The 15,955-nt window shown below is 34.7% G+C and carries 12 protein-coding genes; 6 read left to right on the top strand and 6 right to left on the bottom strand.

Annotated elements, in window-relative coordinates; translation table 11 throughout:
• Positions 1 to 1,302 precede the first annotated feature (1,302 nt).
• A complete protein-coding gene (locus tag EZS29_RS06735; protein ID WP_172603817.1) occupies positions 1,303 to 2,277 on the bottom strand; it encodes an NAD(P)/FAD-dependent oxidoreductase in 975 nt (324 codons plus the stop codon).
• A 38-nt stretch (positions 2,278 to 2,315) separates the two neighbouring features.
• Complete coding sequence (locus EZS29_RS06730) at positions 2,316 to 3,620, bottom strand: pyridoxal-phosphate dependent enzyme (protein WP_172603816.1); 1,305 nt, start codon at positions 3,618 to 3,620, stop codon at positions 2,316 to 2,318.
• A 155-nt stretch (positions 3,621 to 3,775) separates the two neighbouring features.
• Here EZS29_RS06730 and EZS29_RS06725 point away from each other — a divergent pair, with 155 nt between their 5' ends.
• From EZS29_RS06725 to kdsA, 6 genes are read left to right on the top strand one after another with little or no spacing between them, the layout of a single operon-like run.
• Positions 3,776 to 4,642, top strand: a complete 867-nt coding sequence (locus EZS29_RS06725; protein ID WP_130607839.1) for a hypothetical protein — start codon at positions 3,776 to 3,778, stop codon at positions 4,640 to 4,642.
• Positions 4,643 to 4,644: 2 nt separating this feature from the next.
• Positions 4,645 to 7,266 (top strand): hypothetical protein, encoded by a 2,622-nt coding sequence (locus EZS29_RS06720; protein ID WP_130607837.1) that lies wholly within the window; start codon positions 4,645 to 4,647, stop codon positions 7,264 to 7,266.
• A complete protein-coding gene (locus tag EZS29_RS06715; RefSeq protein WP_130607835.1) occupies positions 7,263 to 9,287 on the top strand; it encodes a hypothetical protein in 2,025 nt (674 codons plus the stop codon). The genes EZS29_RS06720 and EZS29_RS06715 overlap by 4 nt, the downstream gene beginning before the upstream one ends.
• Before the next feature lie 50 nt (positions 9,288 to 9,337).
• Positions 9,338 to 9,763 carry a PilZ domain-containing protein gene (locus EZS29_RS06710; RefSeq protein WP_130607833.1) on the top strand — a complete coding sequence of 142 codons (426 nt, stop codon included), beginning with the start codon at positions 9,338 to 9,340 and terminating at the stop codon, positions 9,761 to 9,763.
• Between the two features lie 15 nt (positions 9,764 to 9,778).
• The gene (locus tag EZS29_RS06705; protein WP_130607831.1) at positions 9,779 to 10,474 is read left to right on the top strand and encodes a DAHP synthetase I family protein; all 696 of its coding nucleotides are present in this window, start codon (positions 9,779 to 9,781) and stop codon (positions 10,472 to 10,474) included.
• A gap of 2 nt (positions 10,475 to 10,476) precedes the next feature.
• On the top strand, positions 10,477 to 11,313 hold the full coding sequence (kdsA, locus tag EZS29_RS06700; protein WP_130607829.1) for a 3-deoxy-8-phosphooctulonate synthase: 837 nt from the start codon (positions 10,477 to 10,479) through the stop codon (positions 11,311 to 11,313).
• 5 nt (positions 11,314 to 11,318) lie between these two features.
• Here the strand turns inward: kdsA and EZS29_RS06695 are convergent, their stop codons facing one another.
• The 4 genes from EZS29_RS06695 to EZS29_RS06680 form a co-directional block, all read right to left on the bottom strand.
• Complete coding sequence (locus EZS29_RS06695) at positions 11,319 to 12,917, bottom strand: SGNH/GDSL hydrolase family protein (RefSeq protein ID WP_130607827.1); 1,599 nt, start codon at positions 12,915 to 12,917, stop codon at positions 11,319 to 11,321.
• A gap of 378 nt (positions 12,918 to 13,295) precedes the next feature.
• Positions 13,296 to 14,054 (bottom strand): amino acid ABC transporter ATP-binding protein, encoded by a 759-nt coding sequence (locus EZS29_RS06690; protein WP_130607825.1) that lies wholly within the window; start codon positions 14,052 to 14,054, stop codon positions 13,296 to 13,298.
• A 17-nt stretch (positions 14,055 to 14,071) separates the two neighbouring features.
• Positions 14,072 to 14,860 (bottom strand): amino acid ABC transporter permease, encoded by a 789-nt coding sequence (locus EZS29_RS06685; protein WP_130607823.1) that lies wholly within the window; start codon positions 14,858 to 14,860, stop codon positions 14,072 to 14,074.
• 59 nt (positions 14,861 to 14,919) lie between these two features.
• Entirely contained in the window at positions 14,920 to 15,783 is an 864-nt protein-coding gene (locus EZS29_RS06680; protein ID WP_172603815.1) for a transporter substrate-binding domain-containing protein, read from the bottom strand.
• Between the last annotated feature and the right edge of the window lie 172 nt (positions 15,784 to 15,955).

Below are 15,955 nucleotides of genomic sequence, written 5' to 3'. Positions count from 1 at the left end.
TTTTACCTTTTGCACAATATTTATAAATTTAATTATTATTAGCAGTCATTCATTTGCAAAACCAAATGATCAGACAAACTCTCCAGATCCCCAAAATCAACCTCCTCCAATACATTCTCCTTGCTTCTTAAATCCAGTGTCTTGCTTTTAATTATTACCCTATAAAAATGCTTCTGTTATGAAAAAGTCTAAGAGGGAGTTGCTCTGTTTAAATTTTCAAAAGCCTTCTTACCAAATTCAATAAATTGCGCTCTTTCTTCAGCATCTTCAAAACTAAATTTTGCGAACCTTCCTATTATCTCAGTTAAGAAACTCTCTGTATATTTTCTGTAAATATTAAAGACAATTGTATTTTAGCAATCACCATCTCCGCTCCCCCTTCCCTATATGCTTGGCATTTCCAAACTTCGAGTTCTATTCGGGTCGTTCCGACTTCCGTATACTTATCAATCTGTCCTTATCTTTACTTATTTATTCATATTTTTACAAAGAATCTTTGATAGAAATAAACGGATTTCCCAAGTTCACGCTATCAGCATTTTGTTTCATGCACCTTCCACTCCGCTATAATGTGTATCGTTATTACGCTGTAGAACTTTTAAGTTTGTTTTTTTTAATTGTTAGTTTTCGAAACTGGGTGTGTCGACAGGCTGCCACTTGTATTATCGCAAAAAAAATTTAATATAATCGGACTCTTGCTGACACACCTCTGGCGTCATGCTTAAATTCATTCATTATCAATTGAATCAAAATATTTTATTGGATACTCAATAAACTATCTCGCTTGAAGAACTCATTGCTATCCATTATGAGAATGAAAATTTCTAAAATATAAAAGAGGATTTTAGTGCTTCCTAAGAAACTTTTATAATCTACAATTAGTTCCTTATATTCAATGTCAATTCCTGCTAAAAATAAACTCTTCTTTTCTGCCTAATTTAAACAGCTTAAAAAAACGCTGAAAATGCTTCTAGATTTGGCACTTATCCCGAAAATTTCTTATTTGACAATAAGCATAAACTTGTCGATTCTTCTAAAAATATAAATAATCTTTTCGACACGCTTCAAGCAAAAAGATTCGATGCTTTTCTTTCCCCAGAAGAAATAGCAAATAATGAGTTTTAAAGACGAAATTGGAATAAAAATATGTTTAAAATAATTTATTATTCAATTAATCCATTATTATTCTAATTTTCTAAAAAATACTTTGCAACAATACCTAATGATGTAAGAAATTTTAGCTCATTGATTGATCTGCGCAGAAAAAAATTTCTATAAAATAATACAGAGTCTTAAATTTCCTTATAAGTATGGAAACTTTTCTTGAATATATCCCTTAGCATGATTTATTCCTTGCATAGCTTCAGCTGTGCCTGTGCCAATCAGTTTCATTTTGCCTGGATATGTTACTATATCGCCTGCTGCATAAATGCCAGGTATTGAGGTCTGACGATTGTGATCAACAATAATGGAATTTCCTTCCATAGCTATACCCCACTGTTGTACAACTTCTAAATTAAAAAGAAGTCCGACAGCTATAATTACTTCATCAATTTCAATTGTGGTCGTTTCACCTGTTTTTGTATTTTTGATGGTGGCACTCGTCAAATGATTTTCATTGCCTTCAATTGCTGACAACTCTGAGAAAGTACGAATTTCTGCATCGGAAGCATAAAGTTTTTTTGTGGTTTCCTCATGCGCATTAAAGCGATCTGATCTATGCAAGACATAAAGATCTTTACAATCATTTACTATGGTCAAAGCAAGATCAAGAGCGCTGTCTCCACCTCCAACTACAATAACTCTCTTGTTTCTAAATGTTTCGAGAGAATGCACTCCATAATGAATGCCTTTTCCTTCAAATTCACGGAGATTTTGAATGTCAAGGCGACGCGGAATATGCGCTCCCATACCTAAACACAAGATTGCCGTTTTAGAGTGCATGACTGTTCCCTTACGGGTTTCAATACACAAGATATTGTTTCTATTCTTACGAATAAGAACAACTTCTTCATTTAAACTGCTTGGAATATTATAAGGAGCGGTTTGTTCCACTAAATTCTTATAGAGTTCTTTACCACGAATTGCTGGAATACCAGTCATATCATAGACCCATTTTTCCGGGTAGATTGCAGTTAGCTGCCCTCCCAATTCGTGCCTTCTATCAACAAGGCGCACAGACATATCACGGAGACCAGCATAGTAAGCTCCAAATAATCCCACTGGGCCACCGCCGATAATTATGGTGTCATAACAATCTAAAAGTCCAGCATTCACAACAATTCCTCCTCAAACACAATACCAATTCAATCCCACTAGTTTCTCATTCTAGGTTTAAAACCAGCTTCTTCTAGCTTTTCCAGTAAAGAATACTGATGCTCTGAATTACGAGTCTCCAATGAGAGTTCGACATCTACGTCACCTACGCTCACTTCGCTATATGTTCGATCATGAATGAGATCGACTACATTTCCCTCAAGAGATGAAACACATTCAAGCAGCCTCTTGAGCCCGCCTGGTCGATCACTCACACAAACGCTTACTCTTAACACACGCCCCGTGATATTTAAGCCACGGGTGACAACTCGGGTAAGCAATTGGGGATCGATATTCCCACCACTGATACAGGAAATTACACGCTTTCCTTTATAAAAATCTGGGCGTTTGAGCATGTCTGCAACAGCTGCTGCTCCAGCGCCTTCAGAAAGGATGCGCTCTTGTTCACATAAGCCAAGAATCGCTTTCACAATAGTGTCATCGGACACTGTGCTCAAATTCTCAACAAAGCGCGTCATATAATTATAATTTAAATTACCGATCATGCCGACAGCAATACCATCGGCAATAGTCGCATGCGGAGCTTTTTCACTTGCCGTTTGACTTTTACTTTTAAAACTTTTGATTGCTGAATTATAAAATTCCTGCTCAATTCCAACAACATTAGCTTTTGTTAAAGCTTTCAACACCAGGCCTGCTCCAGCGGCTAACCCCCCGCCCCCGACACTGCATGAAAAAAAATCCAACTCGCCAAAAGGGGTTTTTGAAATATCAGAAAGCTGTAAAAGAGCTTCATAAGCACAGGTGGCTTGTCCAATAATAATGTCGTAATTGTTATAGGCATGAATAAAATGTGCGTTTTCTTTTTCAGAAAAGACCAAAGCGGCTTCAAAGGCTTCCTCTAAATTGTCGCCGATCAGATAAATTTGAGCGCCTAATTTCTCAGTCGCATCTCTTTTAACCAATGGAGCATATTTCGGTAAAAATATATGCGCTTCACATCCTAAATTCTTTGCAGCAAATGCAATTCCTTGTGCATGATTGCCTGCGGAAGCGGCACAGACCTTAACTTTTTTATTTTTTTGTTTCGTTATAATATTTGCAACAGCGTTGAGAGCACCACGAACTTTAAATGAGCCATTTGGATTCAAGGATTCTAGCTTTAGCCAAATATCCCCACCAGTTATTTCACTTAACCAGTCAGACCTACGCAAAGGACTTGGCTGCATATACTTACAAATAATATTTGTATGCGCATTGCGTATTTCGTCGATGACATCGATAGGATTTTCAAATTCTTTGCCTTCAGCTAAATTCAAACGCTTTAAAAGTTCTTGCTTCATGGCTTTCACCTCGCTTAGTCCTAACATGAAAAGACAAAATAGAAATCTATTTTGTAAAATTGCCCATTTCATAAATTCTCTGTTATCATAATATTTGTACGAGAGATAATAAATTTGTCTTTAAATCAAAGAAAAAAACAAAGACAAGAGGAAAAATGAATTTTGAAAAAATTTGCGGCGTTTTTCCAAGCGAAAAAAAATATTGGCCTTGCCAACAGCCTTCGCGTGCGCTTCCTTTTTATATAAGGGCGCATTTGCGAAATTTATTCGGAGGTGTTTTTTCTGCGAATGATCTCAATCGCAGAAACTTACCTTCACGTTTGGGGATTACAATAAAACCATTCGAAAATGGCGATCCCATTTCTGCTATTTCAAAAAATCATTTTATAAAAACACAAAATTTATTGACCCGAACCGATTATGGGCAAGGAAGACAACGAGTCGTTGTTCTTTTTCATTGCTATGATAATATGCTTTATCATTCTGAAAAAACCCTTATTAATAAAGGTCAACTTGCAATTGGTATCACTGCAATTCTTGAAGAAGCTCACCGTAGCCTTGCTCATTCTTTTGACATATTTCCAATTTATGACAATGATCTCTTTTCGGGAGCTCTTCTTCATAACAAAAGATTGATCGCCGCTGATTATATTTACATATTAACTGATCTTTTATTTGACTCGACTGAACCATTTGCTGCAGCAGAAAATGCCTTACAGCTTATAAACTATATGCATCTTAAACAATGTGTTTTTTTTATCACCCGCGATCCACTTGAGTATCCAATTCAAGACAATAAAAATATTACTATCGAAGAACTTATTCCATGGGAAAAGAATGAATTTTCTAAAAGCAGTTATTATTTTAGTGGCAATGAATATCAAATTAATTCAAAAAATCAAATTAATTATTTTAAAAATAAAGCAATTGAAAGTAAAAGCATCGTTCAAGTAATCAACCCTCATGATAATCTAAGCGAATTTATTCAATTTATTATTAAAAATAATCTTAGGAATAAATAAATATGCTTATTATTTTATTATCAATTAGTATTTCTTTTATCACGCTTTTTATACTTTTTTTTAGGGTGAAAAATTCCAAGAAAAGAGAAATACCCTCATGGTTCCTAGGCAAAAAAAATAGATTTATAATCAATAATAATATTGTACTTAAAAAACCACCTCCTATTCCAGTTATTCTAATAATATTAATCACAAGTTCTTTTTCCTATATTTATTTTCCAAAAGAAACGCCAAAAAGTATTGAGAAACAAAACAATACTGGATTGGTATGGCTTGATCCTTCATTAAGTGCAAAGATATCAAGAAACCAAGATAATTTTAACCCGAGTGATGAAGCTGAAAAAATACTCGCACTAAGCTATAATAATTATGGGCTCGAAAATAATTTTACCATTAAAAATGGTGAAATAGATATATATTACAAAATAGTACCCTTAGAATCAAAAACAAAAATAAAAGATTTTCTTGAATCAGAAAATAATAAATTACCATCACCTTTCATCCAATCCATCCAAACAGAGAAAGTCGCAAAAATAATTAAGGAAAACACCTTATTTTCTAATAACAAAAGTAAAATAATTGTTTTATCTGATGGTAAATTTGAAAGTTTGCAAGGAATACTCACTTTGAAAAATTTTTTTGGTTCTGCATATTTAAGAAAATCATCTCCATCGCAAGTTATAAAAGAAGATGAGAAAGAAATTATCCCAGCAGAACTATCTTATTTGTGGAATGAAAAATTTGAAAATAAAAGTGATTTTATTAACTTTGACCCAATGGTATCTAAAATTCCCGCAGAAGCTAGACCTCATTTCTATTTGAGCACATTGCATTACGGAGATACTTTTTATGATAATTTAACGGCTAAAAAAAATAAAAATGATCTTCCACTCTTTATTGTTTGCACAGATCGCTTTCCTGGCGCAATTGAACTCGATCCCTTTTCAAGCTTAAGAAGTTTAATAAATTTTTTTAACAATGAATTTATAGAAAAGAAATGTCTAAATATTCAAAAAGATTCTGTTGTAGAAAATGATGCTTGGAAATTTCGCAATCCTGCCCTCTGGATTGTTCCCATTACCAATGATATTATTTCCCTTATGAATAAGGATTTTAAATTTTGGACCCCACAAGGTTTTGATGCAAATTTCGATACTCTCATTTATGTGGGTAGTTCTCTTTTAAATAATGAAAATGGCGAAGTAAAAAAATCACCCGTTCAACTTGATAATGGTGCCTATCCTGTTCCCATTGTTCTGTTACCACCTCCTCCATCTGCAGAAATTGGCCATTTAATTCCTGGAGAAAAACTAGAATACAAGGGGCGATTTAAAACTTTTTTTACTGCAACAGACGGCACACCATTAGCTTGGAAATCATCATCACTGCCCTTTTTTTATTTACGAACCACAACAGCAACTCCAAATGGCGAACTTGGAAGATCGAGGGGCTGGACAAATTTCTGGTTTGACGTAGCAAATACAGTAAAGAAATCAAATTTATCATTTACAAAAGTTAAACTTGATGATGCAAATAAGCTCCAAGAACGTTTAGAAGAAGCTGGATTAAATACCTCCATAAAATTTACAGAAATTCTGGATCTTAAAAATTTCAATTTTAAACCTGCAGAACAATTTTCATCAGGTTTATATAAAATAGCGAATGGAAGGAATTGGGTTTTAATCCAAACATCTGTCTTTGACTCACAACAGATCTTTATTTCACCCGATGAATTCGCCATGAAATTTTCAGAAATAAATCTTCAAATGGATACAAAAATTGAAGATAAAAACACTCATAAAATCATAGAATTAATAATTGCTTTCATCTGTATTTTTCTCTTATTTTGGTTGTGGAAAAAACCAAAAATAATAGCTCTTATTTTTGGTTTTTTCATGTTAACAGCAAATCCAAAAAGAGTTTTTGCTCAAGAAATTGAAAATAATGACAACAATCGCTTCAATTTACCTCTCTTTTATGCAGGTAAAAACTTACCTCGCAATGTTGACACTGAAAATATTCCATTTAAAATAGCTTGGTGCTCTCAGGAAATTCCGAAAAATATTGAAAATAATTATGAAAAATTTAGGACAGCTCTTATTCGGCGCGGGACTATTCAAATTCCAAAAAAACTTATTCCCGATGCCTGCAAACCTGGAGAAGCAGAAATCTGGTGGACAGATAACATTTCTCTACTCTCAAAAAAATCATTAATTGAACATATCTCTAATGGGGGAATATTTATTGTTGAAGGGGCAAAATCATTCCCATCTCATTTTTTTGAATTGGATGATATCGGAACAGGATTGGAATGGGAATCTCCGCCAAAACGTGGTATGTTTTATCGTAGTTTTTATTTATTAAATACTTTAAATGGGTGTATTAACGATTCAACTAAAGTTCTCATGCTAAAAAAGAAAATAAATGCACAAGCGCCCTACGCTCTTATTACCGATGCTCGTTTTTTTTCTTCAGGAGAAGATTGCTATAAAAATAATTTAGATTATAAAATGAGAAGCTTTATAAATATAATGTATTCTTTTCTTACAACAGATTATAAAGAAGATCAACTACAATTACCTGAAATATTAAATAGAATTCGCAATTTAGGATTAGAGCCATGAAAAAAATAACAATCTATGGCATCCGATTTTTAATTATTTTATTTTTATTTATTCCTCTCTTATTTCCATTTATTGACAAAAGAGAAAGCAATATTTCTCTCATGCATCTTCAAGTTGTGCATCCAGCTGATCTCAACTTGAAATATGAAGATAAAACTAAATTAAAAAATATGATCACAAGTTTTTTTTCAAATGATATAGATATACATTTTAATTCATTTGGTAAAAAGTCTAATACACCAGTACAGGATTTTGAAGATTTACTACAGCAAATTGACAAACTAAGAGGTCAAATTGTCGTTTTAGCGAGTGCCCATTTATATGGAGAAAATGCATTAAAATTTAATAGCACATTAAAAGAGACTTCTGCTTTTAAAGAAAAGCGTTTATTTTACATTCCACTTGAAAAAATAATCCCAGCAGAAACAAATATAGAAGATGAATATTTATTGATTTCTGATATCTTCATACCAAAAATAAGTTTCTTGGGTGAAGAAAGTATTGCTACAGTTTCTCTTATCGGTAAAGCAAACGCAAATAAAAAAATTAAAATTGAAATCACTCTCCATACAGGTAATTCATTTTTAAATTCTAAAACAGTAGAATTAACTGTTCCAGAAAACAATCTTATTCGCCAATCCTTCGATGTCCCGATTAATTTTGCAAAAACGGGGACACAAGTTATCACTGCAGATATAAATTCAAGCCTTGCTCACCCCCCATTAAATACAGCAAGTACTTCAGTACAAGTTGTCTATTCTAAAACAACATTATTGCATATAGCAGTAGGGCCAGATTGGAGTTTAAGAACATTAAGACAAAAATTAAAATTCTGGCCCAATCTCGATCTTCTAAGCTATTATATTTTACGTGAAATAAACAGTGATCAAAGTATTCCAAGTTCTCAACTTTCTCTTATTGAATTCCCTGCAGATAAATTATTTGGTTCAGAACTGCAAAATTTTCATGGTATTATTGCACAGAATTTTTTATTTGATACCTATTTAGGAGAAAAAGAATCTGAAAACTTGGTTAAATATGTTTATAATGGAGGCCGCCTTTTTATCCAAGCAGGCCCTTTAACCTTTTTAAGTGAAAGTCAATCTATTAAATCTTTATTTCCCTGTGAAAATGAACCGAAGTGGGATATGGAAAAAACATATCATTGGTCTGCAAACGACTCTGATTTTATAAATAATTCAAATTTTTCACGCAGCCTTGATAACATTGTCTCACATGCAACAGCTATTGATTGTAAACCTAAAAAAGAAGCTGTTATTTTAGCAAAAACAAAAGAGGGAAATCATCCCATTTTACTTGCAATGCCTGTACAAAAAGGAATTGTCCTCAGTTTTCTTGCGGGAGATTGGTTAAATGGCTATGTGCAAGAAAAACTAATTAAAAGTAATGAGAATACAATAAGAATGCGCAATGCAGATAGCAGTGAAACAATTTTTAATTGGCTCATTGAATTTCTACAAAGAAGACAAGACAGCGGAATTCGCGCGCCAGATATTTTGGGCCCAAGACTGTATGCAGAAGAGAAATCAATAGATATTCGGAGCCGCGGAGGAATTCAGCTTGGGAAAAGCATTTATCTTATAACAAATGCAAATAAAAATTTAAGTGGATCCACTTTATCTTTGCAAAAACTGAATAAAGAAATCGTTGAGTTTAGTTCACCCATAAGTTCGATCGTTCATTTACAAAAGGGCAACAATCTCAGCAGCACCGTGGTCGAAATGGCACTTGGCCAAGAAAAAAGTGATAAAAGCATATTAAAATTTGGAAATTGGCCTATATTTCCACAAACTGCAAAACTAATGGAAAAATATGATAATCCATTTTTATTTGAAAATGTAGCGACCTTTACGCAAAAAGAAGAAATCTTAAAAGAAAAAACAGCCGTTATTGAAAAAGTCCCGCTTTTAAATGCATTTCCATGGCTTTTGGCCTTGGCGCTCTCTTTGTTATGTTTTGAACAATTTTTGACACGCATCCTGTGGAGAGAAGAGATATAAATTTATATATACAATACTCAAAGAATACCTTTTGTGATAAGGTGGCGCCCATGTCAGAAGATGCACCAAAACGTAAAGAACCCCGATACAGCACAGCCATCGTTATTGAAGTTCGTACGGCCAAATGGAATCCTTTCAAAAAAACAAAAGCTATTCTTCTCGATCTCTCTTGGAATGGTTTTAAATTAGAATTTGTAAAAAAAGTACATTTGAAAAATGGCAATGAACTGCTGCTCAAAATCCCAATAGAACAATTTCAAATCGACAATTCAAAAATGTTAAAACTCAAAGTGACGGTCAAATGGTTTGACGAAGAACTACAACGGACTGGAGGATTTTATATTCATCCTAAAGGTGAACATGCAATTGTTCTAGAAAAACTCATACAAAAACTTGCAAAATTGCGTCAAACAGAAGATGAATTGATTCAAGGAAGCGAAACAAACCTTTCTCATGACAATGAAAAAGCTTCCTAGTTGGGAGACTTTAGGATGTCATTTTTTGGTTCAAGTAATAGTTTTATTCTCGAAATCGGTTTTGAATTGAGCGACACATATTTGCATGAATCCGTTTTCTCAGTTTACGACTTTTCACATTGGAAAATCCGTACAAATCATTCATCTATAGATTTTTCAACTGAACAAAGTCGAGAATTACTGAAAAAAGCGAAATCCACCAGTCAACGTCCATTTGGTGCCCTCGTAAGCTCAGCTCAAGAAATTGAAATCGCGGCTCAATACGCAAATTTTCTGTATATACCTGGAGAGTTATGCCGCCAAAGTGACATTCTTGAAGCCGCTACACTCTCTCGCCTTCCGCTGATTGTCGAAAGAGGCTGCTTTCTAGCTCCGAGTGATGTCATTCGGATCGTTGAAAAATTAAAAGATGCTGACGTGGCTCTTGTCGACTGCGGAACTGCAAATGGTTACTCTGACAGCGTTCTAGACCCAAGAGTCCTTTTTCTTATGCAAAAAACAGGCAAAAAAATAGGTATTCATTTAAGTGATCTCCTCTCGCCAGAAGCTAAAACTTACTCCCATCGACCAAAATGGCTGAGTGAACCTGATTTCATTCAAGCTTTTGTTTGCACCGGAAAAGCTCTCGGAGTTACTTTTTATGTTGTAAAATCATATGGCAAAGGCGCAATATCCACTGACCAAGCCTTAAAATACACCTTAGGAAAATAAAAATGACAGTTAAGCAAAATATATTTCCTGGAAATTGGGATGGGTGTATTACCCACGATATTCAACTTTCACGCAAACGACCTGTCATTATGGCAGGTCCTTGTATGTTTGAAAGCAGAGAAATTGGCTTTGAAGTCGGGCAATTCCTTAAAAATAAATGTGCAGAACACGATCTTCCTTACATTTTTAAAAGCAGCTACGACAAAGCAAATAGAACAAGCGCTCAAAGCATCCGCGGACCGGGCGTCAAACAAGGTTTAAAGTGGTTGCAAGAACTTCGTAGCGAACTCAAAGTTCCGGTTCTCACGGATGTGCACACAGCGGAACAAGCCTTAGAAGCGGGAAAAACTGTTGATATTTTGCAAATTCCCGCCTTTCTTTGCAAACAAAGAGATCTTCTTATAGCAGCAGCGTCTACAGGAAAAACTGTGCAAATTAAAAAAGGACAGTGGACTTCCGCGGAAGAAATGCTTGAAATCGCCCAATTTGTTGAAAAGTGCGGCAACTCTAAAGTTATTTTAGTCGAACGCGGCACGTGTTTTGGTTATAACAATCTCGTGGTGGATTTTAGAAATCTTGTTGAAATGCATACCCAAGGACATGCCGTTGTGTTCGATGCCACTCACTCAGTTCAATTGCCTGGAGCAGGAAATGGTAAGTCCTCTGGCCTGCGGCATATGGTGCATCCACTCGTACGAGCCGCAATGGCGATAGGAGTTGATGGAATATTTATGGAAGTGCACCCCAATCCCACCCAAGCATGCTCCGATGCAGACACCCAGCTGTCTATGCAAGCAGCGGAAATTATCTTAGATGATATAGCAAAAATGCTAAAATAATTTTCTCATCTAAAAGTTTTCCCGTTGCTTTCAATCTGCTCGATACAATAATTTTTAAACGCACTCAAAGATCCAACGTCCGTTGCAAGAAGCCCTTTTTTCTCTAATGCTTTTTCAATGGAATAGGATAACCAACAATGAGCGTAACTCGTCGGATGGGGTGAATTATAAAAAACAGAATATTTATTTAGAGAGCCATCTGGATTTTTGCATGAATTATTAACTGCAAATTGATTTGCTTCTTCATTTGTTTCAGTGAAAATTGCGTTAATATAGCCCCCATAGTAACAAAAATCTTGTACATATAAGCCTGATTTATTTGGCACAGGATATTTGGAATTTATTTTTCTGAAACCATAATCAAAGAATGACTTATCATTAATATTCACGTTACTTAAAAGATCTGAAAAATTTTCATCTATATCAATTAAATTTATATCAATTTTATCTGCCAAAGAATTTTGCAATACAATGATGGATTCCTTTAATAATTCATTGTGCCTTTTAGTTAAATCACTCAATCGCGCAGAAAGTTCTAAACGATTTTTCATATCGTCTTCATGTTTACTATATTCTGAAGTCAAAACTATTGGTGATTTACCTAAATCCGGTAAATTTAAAATTAAAAAATGTTTACCACCCTTAGCATAAATCAATTTTATTTGATCAATTATATTACTAATTGTCTTCTTATAAGCATGATTAATACCGCTCGGATGTTCTGGGTCATCTAGAAAAGGTTTGGTTAAATTCTTATTTTCAAATTTTTCAATATAATCATTTGCACCAATCCAGATCATAAAAAGCGTTTCATCAGGATTTGCGAGCGCTTTATTTGTTGACAAATATGAGTCAGAAGTTAAATATTTCTCCAGATAGGTTTTAATATAATCTGCAGAATTTCCTGTTACTAAATTTCTACCAACTGCTTTAATTGTATCTGGTATTGTGCTTACATAATATTCATTTTTCCCATCGGTTTTCGCTCCTCCATAAGAAAAGTTCAAAACAGGTACTTCTGTTCTCCGAGATAAATAATCTACCCAAATTAAGCCATCCGTAAAACGTCCATACCAAAATGGAAAATACGGCATGACTTTTGTCCATCTTTTTAAATTTCCTGTATCTGACAAACTATCACCAAATAAAACAATCTGTTTGATTTTTGATTGCTCTGATTTAGCTTTTTCAAAGCGAATTGGATATTCATATCCAGAAAAATCGGACTCGGCAGCCTTGAAATCGAGCAGTACAAAACTTTCTTTAGCCGGTTTCAAGAAGGTTCCTTTAGCGATTGCATTATTACAATTATCTATGACATTTTCATAATTCAAAGAGTTTTCAACAAAAAATCCATCAATAATTTTTCCAGTTAACTTCGTGGATTTTGCATAAAATGCTCTCGAGTCTTTTGCCCAAAAATAATTTGGGTTGACACCAAACTTATGCGTCATCAACTCTGAATTTTTACTTGCAAGCGAAACATCGGAATCAGAATAATAGCAAACAATATAATAGTCTTTTGCTTGGGCAAATGTTTGAGCAGATAAGCAAGCAGCAAAAACACACGTTGATTTCGCAACGATAGAAGGCATATTTAACATATGAACTCCAAATTTTTTTTAAACTATGAATCAATTTGCTACATATTTATATCAAACTTTTTGGCTAGTCAATTTGCAATACTTTTTATTTTATTTATTAATAAATATAATTTTTCAAAAAATATTGTGTTCAATTCTCAATTATATAAACTCAGAATTGAATAAAGCAATATTATATTAAATAATTTTTAGACTTCCCAAAGCATATTTAAGACTGAATAAGTCAATGAAAAATGCTTAAGAGCTGATGCGCTTTGATTGTTGATTTAACTTTAAAATTTGTCGATAGCTTAAAAGTGAAATAAATAAAAAAATGTCATTTCTTTGACTTTTTATTAAACATCGTCAAAAAAATGACATAAGGAAAAATTAGAAAGCTTAGGACTGATGCGTGATGCGCTTTAAAAATGTCTGCAGACGTTCTGTCTTTGGTGCAGCAAACATCTCTTTTGTATTGCCCTGTTCAACTATATAACCATTTTCAAGAAACATCGTTCTGTGCGAAACTTTTTGGGCAAAATAAAGCTCGTGAGTAACTACAATCATTGTCATACCCGTAGCGGCAATATCAACTAAAATATCGACTACTTCATCCACGAGTTCGGGATCGAGGGCACTTGTTGGCTCGTCACACAATAAGATTTTGGGATTGATTGCGAGCGCACGTGCGATTGCAACACGCTGTTGCTGCCCACCTGAAAGCCCTTTTGGAAACTTATTCATATGACTGCCAAGACCCACTCTATCCAACAGATCTTTTGCAATTTTATAGGATTCATCCTTAGATTTACCAAGAACAAGATTGGGACCTAAAGCCACATTTTCAATAGCCGTCATATGTGGGAATAACTCAAAGCGTTGAAAAATCATTCCTGTGTTGCGGCGAATCATATGCAGGGACTGCCTAGAGTTACGGTAATTGATTCCGCAAACTTCGACATCTCCCGATGTGATCGTTTCGAGAGCGTTGATAGTACGTAAACAGGTACTCTTTCCACTTCCGGAAGGACCGATTAAAGCAACGACTTCCCCTTGCTTCACTTCAAAATTGATACCCTTAAGCACATGATGCTCAGCAGTGGGAGTGTGAAATATTTTATTAACTTCTTTAAGGCTGACAACTACTTCTTGTGACATAATAAATAATTTCCAATTTACTGTTTGAGACTTACACTTAATCTTTTTTCAAGGTAGCGACCAAAAGAGCTCACAAGCGTATTTACAACAAAATACAAAAGAGCAATAAAAAACCAAGTTTCGAAACTACGGAAAGTAACAGTGACGGCATTCTGAGCTTCTTTTGTTAACTCTGGAATAGCGACCACTGATAACAAAGAACTGTCTTTAATTAAAGAAACAAATTGTCCTACAAGGGGAGGTAACATATTGCGCAATGCTTGAGGTGCAATTACTTTTCTTGCAATTTGGAAAGGACTTAAACCAAGAGCTTTTGCAGCATCAATCTGCCCCTTTTCAAAATTCGCTAAAGTCCCTCTAAAAATTTCTGCTACATATGCTGAACAGAACAAGCTCATTGTCAAAACACCTGCAACACTTCCGGATAAATTGAAAGCGGTGCCAACGATAAAATAGGCGACATATAGCTGGACCAAGACTGGGGTGTTTCTAAAAATATCCACGTATATAAGGGCTGCAGTCTTCGAGACTTTCTCATTTGTCGTCAAAAGAATTCCAAATATCACTCCAAGAATGGATCCAAAAATGATGCCTTCAAAACTCATCTTGATTGTGATCCAAAGCCCCTGCAAAAAGAGTCCTGGACCACCACCATCACTTGAAGGAAGCCATATATATGGCCCTAAGACACTGAAATCCCACTGATAATCAAGGTGATAAAAGCTCCGTACAATTGCGAACGCAATGAGTGCAATGACGAAAAAAGACAAAAAAGAGTATAATATAGAGAGTTTTTTATCTGGCATCGTATTTCTTATTTCCAAAATAAGGATGTTTCAAAAAGTTTCATACACGTATAAATAAATTATTTGTCCAGAAGAGAAAGCCATTCTCTACTTTCGAAATAGTACTTCATAGTCTTTTCATATCCGCCGCTTTTTTTCCAGTTTGCTAAGAAAGTATTGAAGCTTGAGACTAGATCTGTGTCTTTCGTACGCATTGCGACAGCAAATTGGTCACCTTTATCGAAAGTCTCAGGGAAGACGTATAACTTGCCTGGGTTATTCAATTCTGCAACTCGAACATATGGAGTGTCATAAATGAAAGCAGTCGACCGGCCTCTGAGCACAGCGCTGACAGTGTCAGAGTCTGCATCGAAGCGCATGATTTCTGCATTTTTAAATGTTTCTGAATTTTTGAGATAGAGATCCGGTGCCGAACCAGTTTTCACTGCAATTTTAATATCTTTAGTATTAAAATTCTCGATTTTTGCAAACTTTTTGCGGTTTTCAGGTGTATCTAAAACAGCAATGAGAAAATTATTGTTATAATAAGGGTCACTGAATGCAACCGCTTTCTCTCGTTCAACCGTTTTGGCCATAGAAGAAACAATCATGTCACACTTAGATGAGATGAGAGAAGGGATGATCCCATCCCATTTTGTATCAGCCATAGTCAATTTAACACCAAGTTCTTTTGCATAAGCCAAGGACATTTCATAATCGAAGCCAAGCCATTTACCAGATGCCGTTTTCATTTCTAAAGGGATATAGCCAGATTCAGAACAGACAACGAGCTCTTTTTTCTTTTTTATTGCCTCAAGTGTTGTGAGTTTCACAGCTGCATGTGATTTGATAAATATTGCAAATGATGACAACACACAAAGAGATATTGAAATTATTGTGCGGCATGCAGTGGGTTTTAGCCCTGATGAACTTGAGCTTGTCATGTGTAGATACCTTTCGTTTAGACATATTCTGAACACGAAAAAAGCAATGCTCCACATATCATACAAATGAACATGGGGCAAATGTTAAATAGTGAAAAAAACTCCACATTATGAAGCAAATTTCATTATATTTTTCGCGATTGAGACGGCAATTGTTAGTCAATATAATTTG

It is taken from the genome of Fluviispira sanaruensis, from assembly GCF_004295685.1.
GTDB classification, from domain to species: domain Bacteria; phylum Bdellovibrionota_B; class Oligoflexia; order Silvanigrellales; family Silvanigrellaceae; genus Silvanigrella; species Silvanigrella sanaruensis.
The sequence above is the reverse complement of the archived record's forward strand: the minus strand, read 5'-3'. Positions and strand labels throughout refer to the sequence as shown.